15 protein-coding genes and 1 tRNA gene are annotated in these 23,490 nt (G+C 57.2%); 8 read left to right on the top strand and 8 right to left on the bottom strand.

Translation table 11 applies throughout. The annotated features are described in order from the left end of the window. Positions 1-3: 3 nt before the first annotated feature. From secD to queA, 4 genes are all read right to left on the bottom strand, one after another. Positions 4-1,869, bottom strand: a complete 1,866-nt coding sequence (gene secD, locus ACO05M_RS01645) for a protein translocase subunit SecD (RefSeq protein ID WP_421866972.1) — start codon at positions 1,867-1,869, stop codon at positions 4-6. A 144-nt stretch (positions 1,870-2,013) separates the two neighbouring features. Continuing rightward, positions 2,014-2,343, bottom strand: a complete 330-nt coding sequence (gene yajC / locus ACO05M_RS01650; protein ID WP_114697005.1) for a preprotein translocase subunit YajC — start codon at positions 2,341-2,343, stop codon at positions 2,014-2,016. Between the two features lie 25 nt (positions 2,344-2,368). Further along, entirely contained in the window at positions 2,369-3,490 is a 1,122-nt protein-coding gene (tgt, locus tag ACO05M_RS01655; protein WP_421870625.1) for a tRNA guanosine(34) transglycosylase Tgt, read from the bottom strand. A gap of 172 nt (positions 3,491-3,662) precedes the next feature. Then, positions 3,663-4,706, bottom strand: a complete 1,044-nt coding sequence (queA, locus tag ACO05M_RS01660; protein ID WP_421866974.1) for a tRNA preQ1(34) S-adenosylmethionine ribosyltransferase-isomerase QueA — start codon at positions 4,704-4,706, stop codon at positions 3,663-3,665. Positions 4,707-4,815: 109 nt separating this feature from the next. Here queA and ACO05M_RS01665 point away from each other — a divergent pair. After that, positions 4,816-4,902 (top strand) — tRNA-Leu (locus ACO05M_RS01665). Positions 4,903-5,093: 191 nt separating this feature from the next. Here ACO05M_RS01665 and ACO05M_RS01670 read toward each other — a convergent pair. The 3 genes from ACO05M_RS01670 to dbpA form a co-directional block, all read right to left on the bottom strand. After that, the gene (locus ACO05M_RS01670) at positions 5,094-11,009 is read right to left on the bottom strand and encodes a DUF4011 domain-containing protein (protein ID WP_421866976.1); all 5,916 of its coding nucleotides are present in this window, start codon (positions 11,007-11,009) and stop codon (positions 5,094-5,096) included. A gap of 256 nt (positions 11,010-11,265) precedes the next feature. Then, positions 11,266-11,742: an NYN domain-containing protein gene (locus tag ACO05M_RS01675; protein ID WP_421866978.1), complete on the bottom strand. Its 477-nt coding sequence runs from the start codon at positions 11,740-11,742 to the stop codon at positions 11,266-11,268. Positions 11,743-11,765: 23 nt separating this feature from the next. Further along, positions 11,766-13,151, bottom strand: a complete 1,386-nt coding sequence (gene dbpA, locus ACO05M_RS01680) for an ATP-dependent RNA helicase DbpA (RefSeq protein ID WP_421866980.1) — start codon at positions 13,149-13,151, stop codon at positions 11,766-11,768. Positions 13,152-13,361: 210 nt separating this feature from the next. Between dbpA and ACO05M_RS01685 the strand changes: the two genes are divergently transcribed. The 7 genes from ACO05M_RS01685 (at position 13,362) to ACO05M_RS01715 (ending at position 22,192) form a co-directional block, all read left to right on the top strand. Further along, complete coding sequence (locus ACO05M_RS01685) at positions 13,362-14,006, top strand: TetR/AcrR family transcriptional regulator (RefSeq protein WP_421866982.1); 645 nt, start codon at positions 13,362-13,364, stop codon at positions 14,004-14,006. Beyond that, positions 14,003-15,391, top strand: a complete 1,389-nt coding sequence (locus ACO05M_RS01690) for an efflux RND transporter periplasmic adaptor subunit (RefSeq protein ID WP_421866984.1) — start codon at positions 14,003-14,005, stop codon at positions 15,389-15,391. The genes ACO05M_RS01685 and ACO05M_RS01690 overlap by 4 nt, the downstream gene beginning before the upstream one ends. A 1-nt stretch (position 15,392) precedes the next feature. Further along, on the top strand, positions 15,393-18,542 hold the full coding sequence (locus ACO05M_RS01695) for an efflux RND transporter permease subunit (RefSeq protein WP_421866986.1): 3,150 nt from the start codon (positions 15,393-15,395) through the stop codon (positions 18,540-18,542). Positions 18,543-18,894: 352 nt separating this feature from the next. Next, positions 18,895-19,746 (top strand): 3-hydroxybutyryl-CoA dehydrogenase, encoded by an 852-nt coding sequence (locus tag ACO05M_RS01700; protein ID WP_421866987.1) that lies wholly within the window; start codon positions 18,895-18,897, stop codon positions 19,744-19,746. A 23-nt stretch (positions 19,747-19,769) separates the two neighbouring features. After that, positions 19,770-20,576, top strand: a complete 807-nt coding sequence (locus tag ACO05M_RS01705; protein WP_421866988.1) for an enoyl-CoA hydratase-related protein — start codon at positions 19,770-19,772, stop codon at positions 20,574-20,576. Between the two features lie 60 nt (positions 20,577-20,636). Further along, on the top strand, positions 20,637-21,503 hold the full coding sequence (locus ACO05M_RS01710) for an AraC family transcriptional regulator (RefSeq protein ID WP_421866990.1): 867 nt from the start codon (positions 20,637-20,639) through the stop codon (positions 21,501-21,503). 47 nt (positions 21,504-21,550) lie between these two features. Continuing rightward, positions 21,551-22,192 (top strand): LysE family translocator, encoded by a 642-nt coding sequence (locus ACO05M_RS01715; RefSeq protein ID WP_421866992.1) that lies wholly within the window; start codon positions 21,551-21,553, stop codon positions 22,190-22,192. A gap of 13 nt (positions 22,193-22,205) precedes the next feature. On the opposite strand, the gene ACO05M_RS01720 is transcribed toward ACO05M_RS01715, so the two are convergent. Then, positions 22,206-23,483, bottom strand: coding sequence for a sensor histidine kinase (locus ACO05M_RS01720; protein ID WP_421866994.1), 1,278 nt, complete (start codon positions 23,481-23,483; stop codon positions 22,206-22,208). Positions 23,484-23,490 lie beyond the last annotated feature (7 nt).

Here is a 23,490-nt window from a genome sequence, read left to right on the forward strand (position 1 = left end):
TACTTACACCCCCCAACCGATCGACAGTTTGTTGATCTTACGGCCGCCGTAGGTCACGTTGACCAGCGCACGGGTCACCATGATGGCGGTGAACATGGAGGAGATAATCCCCAGCGACAGGGTCACGGCGAAGCCCTTGACCGGACCGGTACCGACCGCGAACAGGATCACCGCCACCAGCAGGGTGGTGATGTTGGCATCAAAGATGGTGGAGAAGGCGCGATCGTAACCGGCGTTGATGGCCGACTGCGGCGGCAAGCCGTTCTTCAGCTCCTCCTTGATCCGCGAGAAGATCAGCACGTTGGCGTCCACCGCCATACCGACCGTCAGTACGATACCGGCGATACCCGGCAGCGTCAGCGTCGCCGACAGCATCGACATCGCCGCAGTCAGCAGCGCCAGGTTCAACGCCAGTGCGATGTTGGCGACAATACCGAACACCTTGTAGAACGCCAGCATGAACAGGACTACCAGGGCCAGACCGATCTTGACCGAGGTAACCCCCAGGTCGATGTTCTGTTGACCCAGGCTCGGGCCGACGGTCCGCTCTTCAACGAAGTAGATCGGCGCCGCCAGGGCACCGGCACGCAGCAGCAGCGCCAGCTCAGAGGACTCGCCGGCCCCGTCCAGGCCGGTAATCCGGAAGCTGGAGCCCAGCGCCGTTTGAATGGTCGCCAGCGAGATGATCTCTTTCTCGACGTACGGGATCCGCTTCTCAACTTCGACGCCGTTCTCCTGCACGTAGCGGGTACGGGTCTTATGCTCGATAAACAGCACCGCCATGCGACGCTGAACCGCGTTACGGGTGACCCGGTTCATCAGCTTACCGCCGTTGGCATCGAGGGTGATCGACACCTGCGGCTGGCCGTTCTCATCAAAGTTAGCCTGGGCGTTGGCCACCGAGCTACCGGTGATAATGATATCTTTCTCCAGCCGCGCATCCGGACGCCCCTCTTCACGGAAGGGGTAGGATTCGGTGCTGGCACGACTCGCATCCGGAGTCGCTTCGAGACGGAACTCCAGGTTGGCGGTCTTACCCAGAATCCGCTTGGCCTGGGCGGTGTCCTGGACACCCGGCAGCTGAACCACGATCCGGTTACGGCCCTGACGCTGCACCAGCGGCTCGGCCACACCCAGCTCGTTGACCCGGTTACGGATGGTGGTCAGGTTCTGCTTGATCGCGTAATCCTCGATCTGACGGACGGTGGTCTCGGTCAGGTTGACCCCCACGGCAAATTCACCGTCGATCTCCTCTTCGGTCAGCAGGAACTCGTTGTAGTCTCGACGCAGCAGCGAGTAGCCTTCGTCGCGCGCTTCCTGGTTGGCGAACTTCACCAGCAGGCTGCCGTCGGCCTTATGATCAACGCCGCGGTAACGAATCCGCTCGCTACGCAGCTTGGTCTTGATCTCGCTGACGTAGACGTCCAGGCGCTGCTTGACCGCCGCAGCCATGTCCACTTCCATCAGGAAGTGAACCCCACCGCGCAGGTCCAGACCCAGTTTCATCGGTCCGGCACCGATCGAGGTCAGCCAGTCCGGCGTAGTTGCCGCCAGGTTCAGTGCAGTAACGTAGTCGTCGCCCAGTGCACGGCTGATCGCGGCCTTGGCGCGCAGCTGATCGTCGGAACTGCCGACCCGAATCAGCAAGCCCTTGTCGAGCAGCTCAGCCCCCTTGGTGGCGATACCGGCTCGATCCAGCCCCTTCAGGGCGCGGTCGAGGGTCTGTTGTGAAAGCGGAGTGGAAGAGCTGGCACCGGAGACCTGCACCGCGTAATCGTCTGGGTACAGGTTGGGCGCCGCATAGACTCCACCGATCACCAAGATGAAGATGATCAGTAGATTCTTCCAAAGCGGATATTTGTTGAGCATAACGCTCGACTCCATTTGATAAGAAGCTTAGAAGCTACAGACACCGGCAAAAATTGCCGATGCTGTTAGACAGACTAATAAACACAAAACGCCACAACCCGGAGGCGGTGGCGTTTTATGAAAGACTCACTACAACACGTCGGCTTAGATATCCTTGATGGTACCTTTGGGCAGCGCGGCGGCGATGTGCATCTTCTGGAACTTCAGCTCGACGTTGTCGGATACGCTCAGTACCACGTAGTCTTCGTCGATCTTGGTGACCTTGCCCAGCAGGCCAGCGCTGGTTACTACCTCATCACCCTTGGACAGATCGGCAACCAATGCCTTGTGCTCTTTGGCACGCTTGCTTTGCGGGCGCCAAACCATGAAGTAGAAGATCGCCGCAAAGCCGACCAGAAAGATCAGGCCGGAAAGGTCACCACCGGGGCCGGCGGCACCGGTTTCCGCCATGGCGGGAGAGATAAAAAAGCTCATTGATTGCTCCTGAAAATACGGATTCTTAATCCTGCGCTAGCGCGGGAACGTCTTGACCGCGCTTGCGGTAGAAATCGGTTACAAAGTCGCTCAATTTACCCTGTTCAATGGCGCTTCGCAATCCGCTCATCAGGTTTTGGTAGTAGCGCAGGTTGTGGATGGTATTGAGCTGTGCGCCCAGCATCTCCTTGCATTTGTCCAAGTGATACAGATAAGCGCGGCTGAAATTTTGACAGGTGTAGCAGTCGCACTCCGGATCCAGCGGCCGGGTGTCGTGACGGTGTGTTGCATTGCGAATTTTGATCACCCCTTCGGAGGTGAACAGATGGCCGTTGCGGGCATTGCGGGTCGGCATCACGCAGTCGAACATATCGACGCCGCGACGAACCCCTTCCACCAGGTCTTCCGGCTTACCGACACCCATCAGATAGCGCGGTTTGTCCTCCGGCATCTTCGGGGTGGTATAGTCGAGCACCTTCATCATCTCGTCCTTGGGCTCACCCACGGACAGACCACCAATGGCGTAGCCGTCAAAGCCGATCTCGGTCAGCCCGGCCAGCGACTCGTCGCGCAGCGCTTCGTACATACCGCCCTGGACGATCCCGAAAAGCGCCGACGGATTGTCACCGTGGGCGTCCTTGGAACGCTTGGCCCAACGCAGCGACAGCCGCATCGACTCGGCGGCCTGTTGCTCGGTGGCCGGGTACGGGGTGCATTCGTCGAAGATCATCACGATATCGGAGCCCAGCTCACGCTGAACCTCCATCGAGCGCTCCGGGGTCAGCTCCACCTTGGAACCGTCCACCGGCGACTGAAACTTCACCCCGTGCTCGGTGATCTTGCGCATCGCGCCAAGACTGAACACCTGAAAACCGCCGGAGTCGGTCAGGATCGGGCCCTTCCACTGGACGAAATCGTGCAGATCGCCGTGCTCCTGCACCACCTGGGTACCGGGGCGCAGCATCAGGTGGAAGGTGTTGCCCAAGATAATGTGGGCACCGGATTCCTCGATATCCCGTGGCAGCATCCCCTTAACGGTGCCATAGGTGCCGACCGGCATAAACGCCGGGGTCTCGACATCACCACGCGGGAAGCTCAGGCGCCCGCGACGGGCTTTACCGTCGGTCGCCAGCAGCTCGTAATCCATAAAACATTTTCTGGTCACTGAGGACTCCATCAATCTTGCAAATTCTTAATTCAAGCTAGCATTCAGCGCGAAGACAAATGCGCTAAGGCTAGGCAAAAGCCGGCGAAAAAGCGGAGTGTACTGATCGGTACATGAGCATTTTGAGCCGACTTTTAACGACGTATTAGCGAATTTAGCCCGCGCTGCGGCGCCGAGTCAGGAACATCGCATCCCCATAGCTGTAAAAACGATACTTCTGCCGTACTGCCTCCTGATAGGCGTTCAATATATGCTGCTGACCGGCAAAGGCGCTCACCAGCATCAGCAGGGTCGACTGCGGCAGGTGGAAATTGGTCACCAGGCAATCGATCACCCGGAACTCATAACCGGGATAGATAAAGATATCGGTCTCACCGCTATAGGCGGCCAGCTCACCACCGTGCTTCATCGCCGCACTTTCGAGCGAGCGGACACTGGTGGTGCCGACGCCGATCACCCGGCCGCCGCGGTCACGACAAGCCCGAACCTGCTCGCACACCTGCTCAGACACCTCGATATATTCCGAGTGCATCTGATGTTCGGTTACGGTTTCGACCTTCACCGGCTGAAAGGTTCCCGCGCCCACATGCAGGGTCACGAAACCCAGCTCAACCCCCTTGTCGCGCAAGGCCTGCAGCAGGGAGTCATCGAAGTGCAGTCCAGCGGTCGGCGCCGCCACCGCACCGGGGACCCGGTTGTAGACGGTCTGGTAGCGCTCCCGGTCAGACTCGTGGTCCTCGCGATCCATATAAGGTGGCAGCGGCATATGGCCGATCTCATCGAGCCAGCTCAGCAGGGAGCGTTCACCCTTAAAACGCACCTCGAACAGCGCCCCCTGGCGACCGGTCACCTCGGCTTCCAACTGCCCTTCCAGCAGTAGCTCGGCGCCGGGCTTGGGGGCCTTGCTGGAGCGAATATGGACCAGCGCGTTATGGGCATCGACCACCCGCTCCACCAGCATCTCGATCTTGCCACCGGTGGACTTGTTACCGAACATCCGCGCCGGAATCACCCGGGTATCGTTGAACACCAGCAGATCGCCGGGCTCGACCAGCGCCAGAATATCGGCAAAGCCCCGATGGACCAGTTCACCGGAATCACCATCAACGCAAAGCAAACGACTGCCGGTACGCTGCTCGGCCGGGTGCCGGGCAATCAACTCATCGGGCAGTTCAAAATGGAAATCATCAACACGCATGGACAGACAACAACTTATCGCGGGCAACGTTCAAACAACAACGGTCGAATCAGCGTCAAAGCGCGATTGACCTGCGAAAAAAGCCGACTATAATAGCACGCTCTTTGATGCCAGAGTGGTGAAATTGGTAGACACAGGGGATTCAAAATCCCCCGCCTTAACGGGTGTGCCGGTTCGAGTCCGGCCTCTGGTACCATCTTTAAAGGCCTGCAAAACGCAGGCCTTTATTGTTTCCGCGGCACACAATCCATTTGTGCCACTAGAGTGTCATCTCAACAGCGTTTTTATCTACTGGGTTTCTTGCACCTAGGAACCATGGCAAAGCCCATACCCTAGCATTATGAAACCCAATAGAAATTTCTTGATTGCCCGCCATTCTCTGAAAGATCACACTCTATGGATTCTCTCGATCCAATTCTGAAAAACCTCGGTCGTGGAGCTATGACGACGACCGATCTTAAACTCGGTGAAAAGCCAATCGACCGGGTCTTTGGGCTTCGCAGCAAGTGCTGCACGTGCGACACCTTTCTGCTCTTGGTAACACAACTCCTTCCAGTCACGCTCAAGACCAAAGGCATAAAGGCCGCGCCAAGAAATCTCATCGCATACATCATCCGGAGATAGCCAAACAGTTGTTTTCTCCTCACCCTCTCGCCAAAAGCCTGCCCATCCCTTAATCACATCACGCAGATGCTTCCGCTGCTTGCGAGAGCTACGATTCAACCCATGCTTGTGAGCAATATCAAGAGTCAGCTCATGAAGCGTAATCCCATTTTTACGCTCCAATATGGACTTAGCCAATGCACTCAGATTTATCCGGTGATCCGGGTGAAAGTAGCGATCCTTGTCGTAAGTTGGAAGGTCTGTAAGCACGTCATTTTCAGTTGAACATAGATCACCCAAAAGCTCGCGCTGCGGTTCTTGGCGCTGGACTTGCGCAAAACGCTCTTCCCCTGGGATTTCAAGCTCATTTACAACCTGGGAAACAGCATCACTAGCATCAGCATTGAGCTCACTTGAAGATTCCTGTACTGCCCCTCCTATCAGTTCACGCTCGGAAGCTGGTATGGCCTCTGCCTCTGCAATGTTCATAGCTTCACGATCCTCTGCCAACAGCGCCTCCAAACGTTCTTGAAGCTTCTTCATCGCATATTCCGGCTCTTGGAAGTAGTCAGTAGACCACAAGCGAACAATGCGCCAGCCTAAGTTTTCGAGGATCGCCTGACGCACACGGTCACGGTCTCTTGCCGATGGCGAACCATGGTAGGTGGCACCGTCACACTCAACACCTGCGAGGTATTCACCAGGTTTATCAGGATGAACAATACCCAGATCCACGCGGAATTTAGATACCCCCACTTGTGTCTGAACCTTCCACCCCTTCTCACGAAGCGTCATGGCAACCGACAGCTCAAAGTCAGAATCGAACTGGTCCACACCGTAGTTCGCGGAGCTAAACTCAGCCAAAGCAATTGGTCCGCGCTCAGCGAACTCAAGATAGTTTTTAAGGTGTTCTACCGCCGTCGCTTGTGTACGGGACAGGTCTACCATAGATGAATCGAAGCTGGAGAAAACTAGCACCTCTGTCGTTGCACGTGTCACTGCAACGTTCAATCGGCGCTCACCGCCCTGTTTATTCAAAGGGCCAAAGTTCATGCTCATCGTGCGACCACCAGGCTCAGTCGGGCCATAGGTCAGAGATAGGATGATTATGTCACGTTCATCACCCTGAACCGACTCTAGGTTCTTAACAAACAATGGATCGTAGGTATCCGTTGCAGTAAAGAAACGTTCGAGTTCGGGATTTTTGCGGCGTGCCTCGTCAACTAAATCCTCAACCAAACGCTGCTGTTGTGAGTTGATTGTAACAATCCCCATCGAACGTTCTGGCGCGCCATTAAGCATGGCTGTGAGACGATGAATGACTTCTGCGACTACAGCTTGAGCCTCGATAGCATTAGTCTGACCACGACCTTTAGCATACACGCCGTCCACTCGGTGCAGCGTTACTGCGCTTGCTTTCGTTTCCGCCGACGGGAAGGTAGTTAGCTGATTCTCGTAGTAGTGCGAGTTAGAGAAAGCAATCAGCGTTTCATGGCGACTACGGTAGTGCCCAGTTAAACGAAGATGCGGTAAACGAGCCGCTAGTGCCTGATCCAATATGGACTCTAAGTCACCTTCGTCCGAGTCCTCTTCCTCTTTACGCCCAAATGTATTGCTGGGTGGCATCTGTTTCGGATCGCCGACGACAATGACATTTTTGCCACGCGCGATCACACCAACAGCATCCCAAGTGGTGATTTGAGAGGCCTCATCGAATACCACGAGATCAAAAAATGCAAAATCAGCAGGTAAGAATTGCGCGACCGATAGCGGCGACATCATAAAGCAAGGCGTCAGATCTGTGAGCGCAGATCTCATTTCATTGACCAACGCTCGCACAGGTTTGTGCCTAGTTTTCTTTGTCAGCTCGCGTGCGAGTACACCATACTCTGCTGGTGTATCAGAGGCATTGCGATCAGGCACGCTACCAGCTGTCTTAGCCACAATATACTCGGCAGTTGTAGCGGAGACATCAGCATCAAGCTCACGGAACATCTCAATGGTGGATTCATGTGACGCACCCGCGAATTGAACTAGGGAAGGACTCTGATCAATCAGCTTCGGAGCTAACCATACACACAACGCAGTCATTGCATTGTCCTCGCAAGCTCTTGGCGTAATCACGCGTGTTTCCAGCATCATCGACAGTGGCTCAAGCTGGTACTCAGTCGCGTGTTTCTTAGCCGCCAACCAACGGCACCAACGGCTCAATCGTTCACTCTGATCCGCCACAACACTGAAGTCCGTCGCGATTTTGCTAAAATCATCATCAGCATTAATCGCAATTCTTAGTGCTTTAGCTTCTTCATTAAGAGCAGCGATGCTCGTTGCGTCCTCGGCAACACGACGAGCCAACACCACGATCTGGGAGCTATCGGATAGGAAGTCTCGACCGTCGATTAAATGGCGGCGTAGTGTAACGACCGGAAGTGTTGGATCCGCAAACGATCCGACAAACGTCTTGAAAAGTTCAAGCGCACGGGATCCGTTCGTAAACGATCTATTGAGTTGCTGAGGATCTGAATCCACTCCAGACCACACCGGTATTCCTTCGAGCTCTGCAGCAGTACTTTTAAGCTGCTTAAGCGTTTCGCGCGCAGCGACTGCCGACTCAAGAATCCCTAGATCTGCGATCTTCTCAAGCCCTTTGGCACGCATTGCTTTTCGTAGGCCATGACGCTTCAAAAAACCGAAGAGGCCCGTCGCTTCATTACGCTGCTGAATCCATTGATCCCATTCACACTCATCAAGCATCGCCCATTTAAGGCCATGACCAAACTCTCTGATCTGATCGTGCAGTTTGGTATGCAGGGAGATACTATCGCTCAATGCGCTAACACGAGACGGACCTCCCCCCTGAAGCGCAAAATCGACATCGCCATTCATCGTAAGATCACACAATTCAGCCAACCCCGAAAGCTGTGTTAGCTTAGCTGGTGATATGTGCTCCAGCGGCGTCTCGAGCGCATCGAGTAAGGCCTCAACACTTGCTCGCGCTTTATTCACCGCTGCATGCATCCGGTTCGCAAACGCGACAACTGAGGTGCGCCACTGGTTTGAAAAATCTTGCTGAACGATCGATTCGAAGTTGGCAGGATCAAAATCCTCGACCTCTCCAAAGGCTATGCCCAGCTCCCTTGCGGTTTCCAAGTATGGATCGAGATCTGCTTCTGTTCTGACCGGTGCTTGGCTTTGATCTTCAGGCCATTCGAGGCGTAACGGATGCTCATACGAGAAACGTACTACCCGTGCCATTGCGTCACGGGCAGATAGGCCTAGCGCATGACGGCGATGAAGCTCTGCCACGTAGCTATTCAGTCCGTGACGGACTTTCTCTAGCTTCTGCGCCTTCGCTATCCAGTCACTCTGAGTAGCACTTTCTCGCCTCGTCCATGCCGCCCCTAACTGATCAAGCACTGACTTTTTGTTTGCTTTGTTCGAATGTAACTCCAAGCACAGATGAGCTAGTCCGACCTTTTCCATACGGCGGTAAACAACCTGGAGCGCGGCCATCTTCTCGGCCACAAAGAGTACTTTCCGCCCTAACGCCAAGTTGTGACAGACGATGTTTGCAATGGTTTCTGACTTACCCGTGCCCGGCGGCCCCTCAAGTACGAAGTCTTGTGGATGGGACGAGGCCTCCACCGCAACCATTTGAGATGAGTCACAGTTAAGCGGCGCGTAGAAAGATTCAGGATTGATTTTATCGTCCACTTCATTGCGTTCAACAAAGTAACTTTCCTGCTTATAGGCATCAGATGGGTGATCGACAAGGTGCTCTACAAACGGGCTTTGTTTGAGTAGTTCGGTGCGATCGCGAAGATCTTTCCACATGAGGTACTTCGCAAATGAAAACGAACCAAGAACAATCTCTTCAACAACAATAAATCCTGGCTGGTCCTGGATCGCTGCTCTAACAATATTCCAGATACCTTCTACATCCACCCCAGATTCGTCTTCGGGGAGTTCGTTACGCAGTCGATCAAGATTAATGTCGTAATCTCTCTGAAGCATCTCAATAAGTGTCAGGTTAAAGATCGGCTCTTCATCAGGAAGCTGACGCATCTTTACATTAGCCTGTGCACTACGACGCTCAAGCTTAACCGGTAGCATAATTAGCGGTGCGCGGAATGTTTTTTCGCTCTCCGGTGTTTCTTTCCAGCGAAGCATACCGATCGCTAGGAATAGCGTATTTGTGCCACCCTCTTCCAGATCATTCTTAGCTTTGCGAAGGAGTTCAACGAGCTTCGTATCTTTGCGTCTCACCGTGTCGTTAACGATGAGTTTTTTGTTGTTGAGCTGCTGCAGCGCAAACTCTCTGTGTAAGTCCTCGCCCGTACTAAGGCGAAATGCCTCTGTACTACGTTCTTTTTCAACGAGCGGTGTTTCTTCTGCTGCGATAAAGCTAAAGGTCTGATCGGCTGCGAGCATATCTTCGAGCGTGCCCAGATCAGGACAGAAAAGCTTGAGAGCGGAGCTTTTCACGTTGAGCAACGGGTTACGTTTTGTTAAATCCAGTAGCTTACGCTGCCACATATCGACGCGAGTTTCTGGGGTCTCTTCATATACACGATCATCGCCACGCACCGGCGGTAGAGGAGGTGGAGCGCCTATGCCGATAGTCACTCCTGACATAGCATCTTTGCCTTCGTTACCTGCATCCGCTGCGAGCTTATCTTCTATAGATCCTATTGGTTTCACTCGACGAGCTCTTGCCTGCTTGATGTCAATCAGCATCACGAACTCAGATTCCTGATCCTCTTCCAACAAGGTCTTAGCGCGATTAATAGCTTGTTTAAATGTTACAGGCGTATCGTTGGTGGCCAGCGTTGTCTCAAACATCACAATGTCGGACATATCCATGCGTTTACGCAGATCAATCGGGTCGTCATTGGTAAGTACAGGGAAGCAATCATCAATCAACCAGAAGCCTGCGAAGGCATGTGTCTTTGTTAATGCGATGACAGGATTCAACCCCATATTTTCGAGGCAACTAGCAAATAGGACCGAAGTATCGAGACAGGCTGCGGTCTTATGCTCCAATATATCGGCGGCAGGACGAATACGCTGCCCACGCTCTGCCCATCCATTAGGTGGTGACAAGTAGATCAGACGCTCGTTAAAAAGTGTTGACCATAGTGCGCTACCAAATAAAAACGGTCTCTCGCGCGTATTGGATTGATACCCATCGATTGCGCTATTCTGCCCTGCACTACGCAACCCTTGTGCAACCTTAGCTGTTAGCGCTTCAACTGAATGAATATTGGGCTGAACAAATGCTCCTAGCAGTTCAGATTGGCGAGACTCACCACCCCAATAATCCGCTGGCAAAAAGCTGACTTCATGATGAGACGACAACTCATGTGTCTGTCCGTCACTATCGATATAAGATACCGCGAACGTCAGCTGAACCAACATTTCTTCCGTGAGCCCCGACAACTTATTGAAATGCGGCCTTAACGGTCTATCTTGAAGCTTCGTGGACTGTCCTGCGTCAAGACGATCTATTAACCACTCTTCAGGCTCAAAGAAGATGGGATCGCTGGTGAGACGTACCCGGATATCAGTAACGGGGGTTGGGTTTTCACTCTCACTTGCAGCAGGTGCTGATACGAGAACTCGTTTTAATAGTGGGTAGGCGTTCTGTTGCGCCGCCAAAGAAAAAGTTGACGCAAGTTCACTGTTGAGGTGCAGCTTCATCGTAACTTCCTTATTAAATTTGTGCACATGCCAGGTCGCTTCAGGCAACCAAGAGTTTACCAAAAGTGTCAGACAGTTAATCCAGCTTAGGAATTTGAAAAAACCTAAATACTTTGGAGAACCAAAAACGGCATACTGGCAGCGCCCCCGGTTAGCGTATGTACCGGTTCGACCAAAGGCACAATCACCGTGTCAAAAGGCATCGCAGTGGTGTTTTTCACACTCGTCTATGCTCGTGCTCATCAACTATGCCCAATTACGTCAGCAGCAATTCCTCGGTGATCGGAACAAACTCCCCTGCCACCTCGATCAACGAATTGGCGGTCAATGAAGACACACCGTAGACCTGGGTGTTAACCCCATCGACCCGCCGGATCCGATCCAGCAGCAGATCGAAGTCGCCATCACCGGACAGCAGCACCACGGTATCCACCTGGCTGGCGGCATCGAGCACGTCGATGGTAATCCCCACATCCCAATCGCCCTTGGCGGAACCATCACTGCGCTGGATGTAGGGTTTGAGGCGGACATTGAAACCGATGGCTTTGAGCGCGTTCTGGAATTTCAGCTGCCGTTCATCGCCGCGGTGGATCGCGTAGGCGTTGGCGATCTGGATCTCGCCCTGACGGCTAAGCCGGTGCCACAGCTCGCGGTAGTTGAACTGCCGCCCGTAGGCCTGGCGACAGGTGTAATAGATGTTCTGCACATCGACGAACAGGGCGATCTTTTTCATGCTCAAGTCCCGGTGTCTTTCACTCAACGAATTCGGCGCAGTCGGAAGTTACGCCCCTTGAGCTTGCCTTCGCCCAGTTTCTTCATCGCCGCTTTGACCGAGTTTCGCTTCACCGCCACGTAGGACCAGTTGGCGAAGATCTGGATCTTGCCGACCTGATTACCGTCGATGCCGCCCTGGCCGGTCAGCGCACCGAGAATATCGCCCGGACGCAGTTTCTGCTTCTTGCCGCCATCGATCTGCAGCGTCACCATCGCCGCTTTGGCCGGTTCCTGATCGAGCAGCGCCAACGGCGGCAGCGGTGCGGTGGGAATATCCTGATCCAGATAGGCCTGCAAGCCGACCACCTTGGCTTCTTCACGATCACTGTAGAGAGTACAGGCCAGACCCTGGTTGCCGGCCCGACCGGTGCGTCCGATCCGATGCACATGGACCTCGAAGTCGTTGGCGACCTGGTAGTTGATCACCGCATCGAGGCCGCTGACATCCAGACCACGGGCCGCCACATCGGTGGCCACCAGCACCGTGGCACTCTTGTTGGCGAACCGGACCAGGGTGCGATCACGCTCGCGCTGCTCCAAATCACCATGCAGCGCCAGCGCACTGAATCCGTAGCCGTGCAGGTTATCGGCCAGTTGCTGGGCCTCGCGCTTGGTGTTGCAGAACACCACCGCCGACTCGGGGCGCGTCTGCAACAGCAACAGTCGCAGCGCGGTGAACCGCTGTTCGTCATCCTCGACCCGATACAACTGCTGGACGATGGTGCTGTCGTCGTGTCGATCCTCCACCTTGACCATCACCGGATCCTGCATCACCCGCTGGGCGATGGCGCGAATCTGGTCGGGATAGGTGGCGCTGAACAGCAGCGTCTGGCGATCGCTGGGTGTATTGGCGATGATCGCATCGAGCGCATCCTGAAAGCCCATGTCGAGCATCCGGTCGGCCTCATCCAGCACCAATAGGTTGAGGTCATCCAGCCGAAGGGTGCCCTTGCGTAGGTGCTCCTCGATCCGCCCCGGCGTGCCCACCACGATATGGGCACCGTGCTGCAACGAGCCGATCTGCGGCCCGAACGGCATCCCGCCGCACAGGGTCAGCACCTTGATGTTATGGATACTGCGGGCCAGGCGTCGTAACTCTTTGGCCACCTGGTCGGCCAGCTCCCGAGTCGGACACAACACCAGCGACTGAATCCGGAAGCGCTTCACCTCCAAGTGCTGCAGCAGTCCCAACCCAAAGGCGGCGGTTTTGCCCGAGCCGGTCTTGGCCTGGGCGATCAGGTCCTTGCCCTCCAGGATGGTGGGCAGACTGCGAGCCTGGATATCGGTCATCCGGTGATAGTCCAGCGAAGCCAGGTTTTCGATCAGGCTGGGATTCAGGGGCAGGGAGGAAAAATCGGCGTTGCTCAAAAGGGTTATCCAAGTCTGTGACGGGCAAACGGCGATTATCCCACGTTATCCCGCCTCCGTCCGATTCAATAACAGCGCTTCAAGCTCCGCACAGAAACATCGACAAAAATCGGCGCTTGATCCTTTTACCCAACTTTACATTAGCGTGGTTGCAATTAGCGTCACACGGAGTAGCATTAATTTATTAATCATCTGAGTAATTAAATTGAGATGACAGCACCTCAAGACAATTCTCCCGCCAAGCGTGGCCGCCCGGTTGACCCTGAACTGCAGCACCAGCGCCGCCAAGACCTGATGGATGCGGCCTACGAGCTGTTGCGCGACAACAGCTACCGCAGCATCACCATTCGCGACCTGGCCACCCAGGCCGGCACCCAGTCGGCGATGATCCGATACTACTTCGGCGACAAGCAGGGGCTGTTTCTGGCGATGTTGAAACAGATCGCCGACCAACGCTTCAGCCATTTCCAGCGACTCTCGGAGGCTCCCGACCCGATCCGGTCCTTTATCGAAGCCTCGTTGCAGTTCTTTGCCGAACACCCGCCGCTGATCCGGCTGATCACCGATGAGATGCTGGCCGGCGACAGCGCGCTGAAACAGGCGATCATCGAAACAGGCCCCAAGCGGATGGCGACTCTGTTGCCGACACTGATTGCGTCCCAACAACAAGCTGGCCGATTGCGCGCCGATCTGGACCCCAAATGGGCCGCGTTCTCGCTGGTCAGTCTGATCATGATGCCGTTTATCGTCACCCCGGTTCGCCAGCAGGCCTGGCAGATCGACGACTCGGTGCTGCCCTCCTCGTCCTGGAGCGACCATATCTACCGACTGTTTACCGAAGGAGCCCGCCCATGAACCCAGCCAATCAACGTCGTCCCCTGCTCGGGCGCGTCTGGGTGCTGCCACTGGTCATCGTGCTGGGAGCGGCGATTGCTGTAGCGATCATCAAGAGTCAGCCGGTAATGGAGCATCAGGCCAAACCGCAGCCGCCGACCCCGGCCCGTGCCGTTGAGCTGCAACGCCATGATGTCCGACCCAGCGTGATCGGCTTTGGCTCGGTTACCCCGGACGTGCTGCTCGATATGCGCGCCGAGATCGCCGGCAAGGTCAGCTATGTACATCCGCAGTTGAAGAAAGGGGTGATCCTGCCCGCCGATACGCTGGTGATCGAGATCGATGACAGCGACTACCGCCTGGCGCTGAAAAAGGCCACCGCCACCCTGGCCCAGAATCGCGCCAATCTGGCCGAGCAACAGCTGGCCCTGAAGGATGCCGAGCAGGACCTGCAACTGGCCAAGCAAAAGCTGCAGCTGGCCGAGACTGAATTGGTACGGTTCGAGAAGCTACTGACCCGGGGCTCGGTAGCAAAATCCAGTGTCGACAACCAACGCTCGGCGGTACTGCAGACCCAACAGGAGGTCCAGACCCTGCAGAACCAGCTCGATGTGATGCCCCACACCACCGAGGTGCTGGAAGCGCAGATCGAGATTGCCGAAGCCGAAGTTCAGACCCAGCAATTGAACCTGCAGCGCACCCAGATCCGTTTGCCCTTCAATGCCCGCATCGCCGGTCTGTCGGTCGAGGCCAACCAGTTTGTCGGCCAGGGCGCTTCGCTGTTCTCGGCCCAGACCATCAACAAGGTGCTGATCAACGCCCAGTTCCCGCTGGCCAAGATCCGCTTCCTGGCGCGGGGCTTCGATCTCAAGCCCAACGAGATGAAAGCGCTGTTCGACAGCGGCGAAGATCCCAGCGGGTTGCTGCAACGACTGGGGCTTAGCGCCAGGGTGCGGTTGGCCGGCGATGAGCTGCCGGTCAGCTGGAACGGCAAGGTGGAGCGTTTCAGCAGCAATCTGGATCCGGTCTCGCGCACTGTCGGCGTCATCATCGGGGTGGAAGATCCGTACCAGCAGATCCAGCCCGGCATCAAGCCACCGCTGATCGACGGCATGTACATGGAGGTCGAGCTGCAGGGGCGGCCGCAGCCCTACTGGGTCGTGCCCCGCGATGCGCTGCACGAAGGCGAGCTGTACCTGACCGGACCGCAGCAACAGCTCCAGCGGATGGCGGTCAGTGGCTTCGCCCAGCAGCAGATGCTGTTGCTGGATCCGAATACCGCGATCCCCGCCGAGACCCGGGTCATCATCTCCGATCTGTTCCCCGCCGTTGACGGGATGCCGCTGGCGCTGAGTCCCGATCCCGACACCCAAGCCCTGATACAGGACTGGCTGGAGGCACACTAAGATGATCCGCTTCTTTGCCGCCCACCCCACCGCCGCCAACCTGCTGATGGGGATGTTCATGCTGGCCGGGGTGCTGGCGTTGCCCGATATCAAACGCGAGACCTTTCCGGAGATCGATCGCTACGAAGTTCAGGTGACCGTGGCCTACCCCGGCGCTGCGCCCACCGATGTCGAACTGGGGATCTGCAAGCCGTTGGAAGATGCCATCGACGGCATCAGCTTTATGGAGGAGAAACGCTGCGAGGCCCGTGACTCGGTCGGCATCATGACCCTGAAGATGCTCGAATCGGGCGACTTCGATCGGTTTCTCGACGACGCCAAATCGGCTGTCGACGGCATCGACAACTTCCCAGACGACAGCGAACTGCCGGTGGTCGAGGAGACCGGTCGCACCCAGGATGTGGTCACCCTGGCCCTGAGCGCAGAGTTGCCGCCACGGGAGCTGAAAACCCTGGCCGAGCAACTCAAACAGCGGATGCAGCAGACCACCGCGATCCCGCTGATCGAGATCCAGGGGTTCGCCAGCCGCGAATTCCAGATTCACGTACCGCAGCACAACTTGCGCCAATACGGCCTCAGCCTGGAGCAGATCGCCGATATCGTCCGGGGCCAGAATCTGGATATGCCCGACGGCGAGCTGAGTACCGCCGGGCGCGAATATCAGATCCGCTTCAGCGACGAGAAGCGCACCACCGACGAGCTGGCGAAGCTGATCGTCATCGACGGTGAACAGGGCGGCGAGCTGCGCCTCGGCGATATCGCCACCATCCACAGCGATTTCGATACCGATGAGAATCGGGTCACCTACAACGGCAAGCCGGCGGCGTTCCTGCAGATCCGCAAGAACAGCATCGACGACAGCCTCGACGTGCTCGAGCAGGTCAAACGCTTTATCGACACCGAGCAGCATCGACTGCCGCCGGGGGTCGAGCTGGCGCTGACCCAGGATTCCACCAGCATCATCAAAGACCGGATCCAGATGCTCGGTACCAACGCCTGGCAGGGTCTGCTGCTGGTGTTCGCAGTGATGTGGCTGTTCTTCGGCACCCGCTACGCCTTCTGGGTGGTGATGGGACTGCCGGTGTCGTTCCTGGCCAGCGCCTTTGTACTGGGCCAGTTCGGCATGAGCATCAACATGCTGTCGATGGTCGCGCTGCTGTTGGCGCTCGGGGTCTTGATGGACGACGCCATCGTGATCAGCGAGAGCATCGGTCATCAAATCCGCCGGGGCAGTAAGCCGTTGCAGGCCGCCATCGAAGGTACCCGCGTGGTGGCCCGTGGCGTGTTCTCATCGTTCCTGACCACCCTCTGCATTTTCAGTGGCTTGCTGAGCCTGACCGGCGATATCGGCCAGATTCTGGTGGTGATTCCGATCGTGTTGATCTCGGTAATCTCGGTGTCGCTGATCGAAGCCTTCTTTATCCTGCCTCATCATCTGTACCACTCGCTGTCTCATGCCCGCAGCACCGCTCCGTCGCTGATCCAAACAAAGGTCAACGCGCTGTTCGAACAACTGCGACTGAAGATCGACCAAGCAGTCGGCGGTCTAATCCGAATCCGCTACGGTTTTGTCGGTGCGGTGATCGCGCTGTTGATCGTCTCCATCAGTCTGCTGCCGTCGGGAATCGTCAAGTTCTCCGCCTTTCCGACCGTGGAGGGCGATATCCTGCAGGCCCGGGTGCTGATGCCCACCGGCACACCGCTACACAAAACCGAGGCGCTGGTCGCCCAGCTGAAACAGCAGCTCAACGAGATCGCCGCGCCGCTGAGCGAACAGCAGGGCGAGCAGGTGATCAAAGCGGTCACGGTCAAGTACGGCACCAATGCCGATGCCTTCGAATCGGGTCCGCACCTGGCCACCCTGAGTGTCGATCTGCTGACCGCCGAGCAGCGCCACTTCTCGATCAACGAACTGAAACGGCAATGGCTGGAGCGGGCTGAAAGCCTCAACGGCGCCTGGAGTATCGCCATCAAGGAGCCCAGTCTCGGCCCGGCCGGCCGGGCAATCGAGATTCGACTGCAGGGCTCGGACTTGGATCGACTCAGCCAGGCCTCCCAGGAGCTGAAGCACTGGTTGGCGGGCTACCCCGGCGTCTCCAACCTGCTCGACGACCTGCGTCCGGGCAAGCCGGAATTTACCCTGCACTTGAAGGAGGGCGCCTACAGCTTGGGGATGACAGCCCAGACGATCTCGTCCCAGCTGCGTGCCGCTTTCCAGGGCGCCAAGGTGCTGGAGACCAGTATCGGACTGGAAACCTACGACCTGGTGGTGGAGCTGGATAAGGCCTCGCGCGACGAGCTGGCCGACTTCGATAACTTCCCAATCATCAATCCAGCCAACGGCGCCATCATCCCGCTGGGAGATATCGCCGAGATCGTCTCCACCCGCAGCTATTCGCGGATTCATCGGGTCGATAATCAACGCACCCTAACCCTGCTCGGGGATATCGACGCCAGCGTCAACAACACCGCCGCGGTGCTCGGCCATATGCAGGCCAACTTCCTGCCCGAGTTCAAGCAACGCTACCCGGATGTCAGCCTGAAGCTCAAAGGCGAGGTCGCCGAAGGCGGTGAAACCCAGGGCTCGATGAAGTCGGCCTTCCTGATGGGGCTGGCGGGCATCTTCGTGCTGCTCAGTTTTCAGTTCCGCTCCTACCTCGAGCCCATCATCGTGATGCTGAATATCCCGCTGGCGCTGATCGGGGTGATCTGGGGCCACTGGCTGCTGGGACTGGATATCACCATGCCGTCGATGCTCGGTTTCGTGTCGCTGGCCGGGATCGTGGTCAATGACTCGATCCTGCTGGTGGAGTTCGTCAAGCGCCGCGTCGCCGAGGGACTCAGCATCCACGCGGCCGCGGCCCGGGCCAGCCATGACCGCTTCCGCGCGGTGCTGCTGACTTCGTTGACCACCATCGCCGGCATGACCCCGCTGCTGTTCGAGACCAGCCTGCAGGCCCAGGTCTTGATCCCGCTGACCGTCAGCATCGTGTTCGGCATCGCCAGCTCGACCCTGCTGGTGCTGTTCGTGGTGCCCTGCTGCTTCTGCATTCTGGAGGACTTCGGCCTGACCAGTTTGTCGTCATCCGCTGCCGTGGATGACGACAACGAAGGCTCGGCAACCCCCGATAAAACATCCAAACCGGCATAAGCCAGGCGGGGCAGCAGCGAGAAGAGAAGCGGTGAGAAAAAACCGATCGGAAAAACAGACTGCAGAGCGGAGGTGGTTCGACCGATCGGTATTATACTTGCGGCACTCGCTACTTGCTGCACCCGCTCTCTTGACCGATAACCCTACGACATGGCGCCCATATACATCTTCAATGCAAATACCGTTAAAAACTGCATTTTTGATGTATTTCGCGCATTTTCTTGACCGCAGCTCGACCAGCCTGCGACACTCGGAAGCGAGGATCACCCCTTGTGCAGCCGCACAAAGCGGCGCACCACCGGGGAAGCAAAACATCATTCCCAGATAAAACCAGACAGATAAAGGTATCAACATGACGATTGAACAGGTGGGAGTCGTAGGCGCTGGCCAGATGGGCAGCGGTATCGCTCAGGTCTGCGCGGCAGCCGGTCTTAAAGTGACGCTTTGTGACCTGAACCAAGAAGCGCTGGAGCGGGGTTTAGGCGCCATCAGCAAAAGCCTGGCGCGCCTGGTCGCGAAGGAAAAGCTGAGCCAAGCCGACGCTGACGCAATCGTCGAACGGATCAGTATCAACACCGATATGGCCGCCCTGGCCCCGGCACAACTGGTGATCGAAGCGGCCACCGAGAACGAAGAGCTGAAGCAGAAGATCTTCCGTAGCCTGGACGAGATCTGCCAGCCCGACGCGATCCTGGCCACCAACACCTCATCCATCTCCATCACCCGCCTGGCCGCCGTTACCCAGCGCCCCGAGAAGGTGATCGGCATGCACTTTATGAACCCGGTGCCGATGATGAAGCTGGTCGAGGTGATCCGTGCCCTGCAGACCGACGATGCCGTGTTCCAGCAGGTTACTGCGCTGGCCGAAGAGATCGGAAAGGTGCCGGTGGACGTTAAGGATGCCCCCGGCTTTGTCGCCAACCGGATCCTGCTGCCGATGATCAACGAAGCCGTATTCTGCCTCTACGAAAATCTGGCCAGCGCCGAAGAGATCGACACCGTGATGAAGCTGGGTATGAGCCACCCGATGGGGCCGCTGGCCTTGGCGGATCTGATCGGTCTGGACACCTGCCTGAGCATCATGGAAGTGCTTTACGACGGTTTCAAGGACAGCAAGTACCGCCCCTGCCCGCTGCTGGTGCAGATGGTCGACGCCGGCTATCTGGGCCGTAAGTCCGGTCGCGGCTTCTACGACTATTCCTAACACCCCTGGTTGAGGACCAATCCATGAACCAAACCATTCTTGATGCTCGCCAGGAGTTCAACAACATCCTTCTCGACGAAGTGGAGCAGGGTGTTTACCGCCTGACCATCAACCGCCCCAAGACCCTGAACGCGCTCAACGCCGACACCCTGAAAGAGATGGATATCGCCATCGAGATCCTCGAGTCCGATCCGGGTGCCCGCGTGCTGCTGATCACCGGTGCTGGTGAGAAGTCTTTCGTTGCCGGTGCCGATATCGAGCACATGAGCCACCTGACCCCGATCGAGGGTAAAGCCTTCGCCGAACAGGGCATGCGGATCTTCCGTCGCCTGGAAACCCTGCGTATCCCGGTGGTGGCGCTGGTCAACGGCTACGCCCTGGGTGGCGGTTGCGAGCTGGCGATGAGCTGTGACTTCATCCTGGCCGCCGAAAACGCCAAATTTGGCCAGCCCGAGGTCAACCTGGGTATCACCCCCGGTTTCGGTGGCAGCCAGCGTCTGACCCGTCTGGTCGGCCGTGCCATGGCGATGGAGCTGCTGGTCACCGGTCGTAGCATGTCGGCCGAAGAGGCGATGCGCCGCGGTCTGGTCAACCACGTCTATCCGCAGGCGGAATTGGCCGATGAAGGCCTGAAGCTGGCCGCGATGATCGCCGGTAAGAGCAGCAGCGCGATCCAGTTGACCAAGCAGCTGGTCCAGCGGGGTCAGGATCTGGATCTGGACAACGCCTGCGTGATGGAGAGCGATCTGTTCGGTCTGAGCTTCTCCACCGAAGATCGCCAGGAAGGTATGAGCGCCTTTCTGGAGAACCGCAAGGCCAAGTTCTCCTAAGCCAAGCGCTGACGAGGATAGCCTCCCCGGCACAGTCCGGGGAGGATTGGCCCTCTCACAATGGCAGCCATCCAACAGGACATCCCCTTGGTTCTGCACCTTCGACAGATCAATCAACACTTTCAGCGCTACCCTGCACTACCCCATCTGGCTCTGCGTAGCACCTGCCGCAGTACTCAGGGCTACAAGGCACACAGTCATCCGCAGCTGTCGATCGGCGCCGTCACCGAAGGCCAGACCTGCCTGACGATCGATGGATATCAGCATCCGATTAAGGCCGGCGAGCTGGTGATCATCGAACCCGAACGGGTACATGCCTGTAACCCGATTGACGGGCAGCCACGCAGTTACCATATGCTCTATCTCGACCATCCTTGGTGTCTGGAGCAGTTATCACGCCTGTATCAAGCACCGCTAAAAGGGTTCCGTTGCGATCGGCGAATCATCGACGACCCAACCCTGTTCGAGCGCTATCTGGACTTGGTTGATCAATTGGATCGCAACGAGCTAGCGCAGGCAGAGGCGAATACTGAGACGCTGGCGTTTGAGCTGCTCAGCCGCTGGTGTTCGCCGACCCTGATCGAGGATTCCGAAGACGGCTTGGATCAACGGCTCAAGCATCGTCTGCTCAATGATCTGGCCCAACCGCCGAGCCTGGAGCAGCTGGCCCGCGAGTTCGGACACTCCAAAGAGAACCTGATCCGCCGATTCAGCAGAGCGTTCGGTATCACCCCCAAGGCCTTCCTCACCAACGCCCGGATCGAGCAAGCCAAGCGGCTATTACGCAACGATCTACCGTTGGTTGAAGTCGCCATGGCCGTAGGCTTCTCGGACCAAAGCCAGTTCCATCGCGCCTTCGTCAACTACACCGCCTCAACCCCAAGGCAATACCAGCAGAGTCGGTCAATTTTCGACAATAACGAGTGACCGTAGCCGGCTACAGTGAGCGGGTCTCGTTCCACTGGTAAGCCCCGATGTCATTAGAATCCCTGATCCCCGCCGCCTTCCCTGCCCTGGCGCTGGCCCACTTTGTGGCGCTGCTGAGTCCGGGGCAGGATTTCTTTCTGATCGCCGCCCACGCCGTTCGCCATCAGTTGGCGGGCAGTCGCTATATCTGCGTCGGCGTGGCGTTGGGCAATGCGGTCTATATCGCCGTTGCGATCCTGGGCTGGAGCGGCATCCGCGATCTGCCCTGGCTGTTTTCCACCATCGAAATCCTGGGCGCGGGCTATCTGGGCTGGATCGGAATCCAGTTGCTCAGAAGCCGGCCGGCTGAACTGAGCCTGGAAACCACAGCTACCCAGCCCACTCCCGGCCGATTACGCCAACTGTTGCTGGGGCTGAACTCGGCGCTGCTGAACCCGAAAAACGCGCTGTTCTATATGAGCTTGATGACGGTCATTCTGGGCAGCGAGGTCAGTCTGATCCAGCAGCTGTTCTGCGGAGCCTGGATGGTGCTGGCGGTACTGTGCTGGGACCTGCTGGTGGCCTCGATGATCGGTCAACAGCGGGTACAGCGTTACCTGCGGCAGCGGCTGCACTGGTTTGAACGGGGTGCGGGCGTGGTGCTGATGGGCTTCGGCCTGGGGCTATTGATTCAAGCCCCGAGCCGTTGAGCAGACAAACCGGTCAGGACCCGGTTTCGACGTCAGGCAGTTGCAGACGCGCTCGACCGCCATGCTCAGAAAACTGCAGCTCCAGCGACCAGCCCAGCCGCTCGCAGATCTTCTGTACCAGCATCAGCCCGAGTCCAAAACTGTTATCGCTGTCGGCCTCGCTCTCACCCAGATCAGAGTTCTCGATCACCAGTTGCCGACCACTGAGGATCATCCTGACCTCGCCCTCGCTCGTATATTGGAAGGCATTGCGCAGCAGGTTGCTGAGCACAATCCGCAATGGCGTCACCGGCAGCGACAGCGGTTGCTGCCCGGCATCGAACCGTCGCTGCAGCTCAACCGGCTTATCCTGCAGCAGATACGCCAGCTCCTCGCTGAGCTGATCCAGCAACTGGTCCACCCTCACCTCGGCGATATTGGGCGCGGCCTCATTCTCACGGCTGAGCCAAAGCAGGGTTTCGATCAGCTGCAGCATGGTCTGATTGGCCCGCCGTACCCGTTCGATCGGGCGCTGCATCGGCAACGGCAGCTCCAACCGTTCGAGCAGCTCCATATTGGCTCGGACCACCGCCACCGGGGTGCGCAACTCATGGCTGGCGTGGCGCAAAAACTGGTGCTCTCGCGCCAGCAGGGATGCAATGCGCTCGAACGCCTGCTGCAACTGACCGGCGATCCGGTTCAACTCGTCATAGCGAAAATCCGGCCGGGGCTCGCTCCATGAATCCAACGTCAAGGACTCGGCCCAATGGCTGAGCTGCTCAATCCGTTGCTGGGTCCGACGGTTATAGAACCAGACCGCCACCAGCATCAGCAGCAGATAGACGCCACCGTAGATCAGGATCTGTACCAGCGCCGAATCAAACTCGCGTTGCTCCTGTGGGGTCAGCAGATTGGCGTCAAAATCGGTCACCACAAACAGATCCCGCTGGTCGGGTAATTTATGCCAATAGATCACCAGATAGCGCGAATCCTGCCACTCCGCTTTGCCGTGGGGAGTCCACTCGACGTAGCTGAATTTGCCGGCCTGCAGCGAGTCGAGCTGAATCAACCGCTGATACAGTGGCGGTGCCTGACGCCAATCGTCCAGGAAGAACCGGGTCACATAGCTGCTGGGTAACGGGGTATAGGGGCTGAGCCGGTATTCCTCCTCAAATGCCCGCACCTCCATCAGGATTGCGGCCTTCGAGGCTTCACTGAGGCCGCGATGGAAGTAGTCATTCAGCAACAGAATAAACGCCAGCGCAGTGAGTACCGACAAACCCAGCACATAGCGTGCCAGCTCGCGTCGCATGGTTAGG

The organism is Motiliproteus sp., assembly GCF_965230735.1.
Taxonomy (GTDB): domain Bacteria; phylum Pseudomonadota; class Gammaproteobacteria; order Pseudomonadales; family Balneatricaceae; genus Motiliproteus.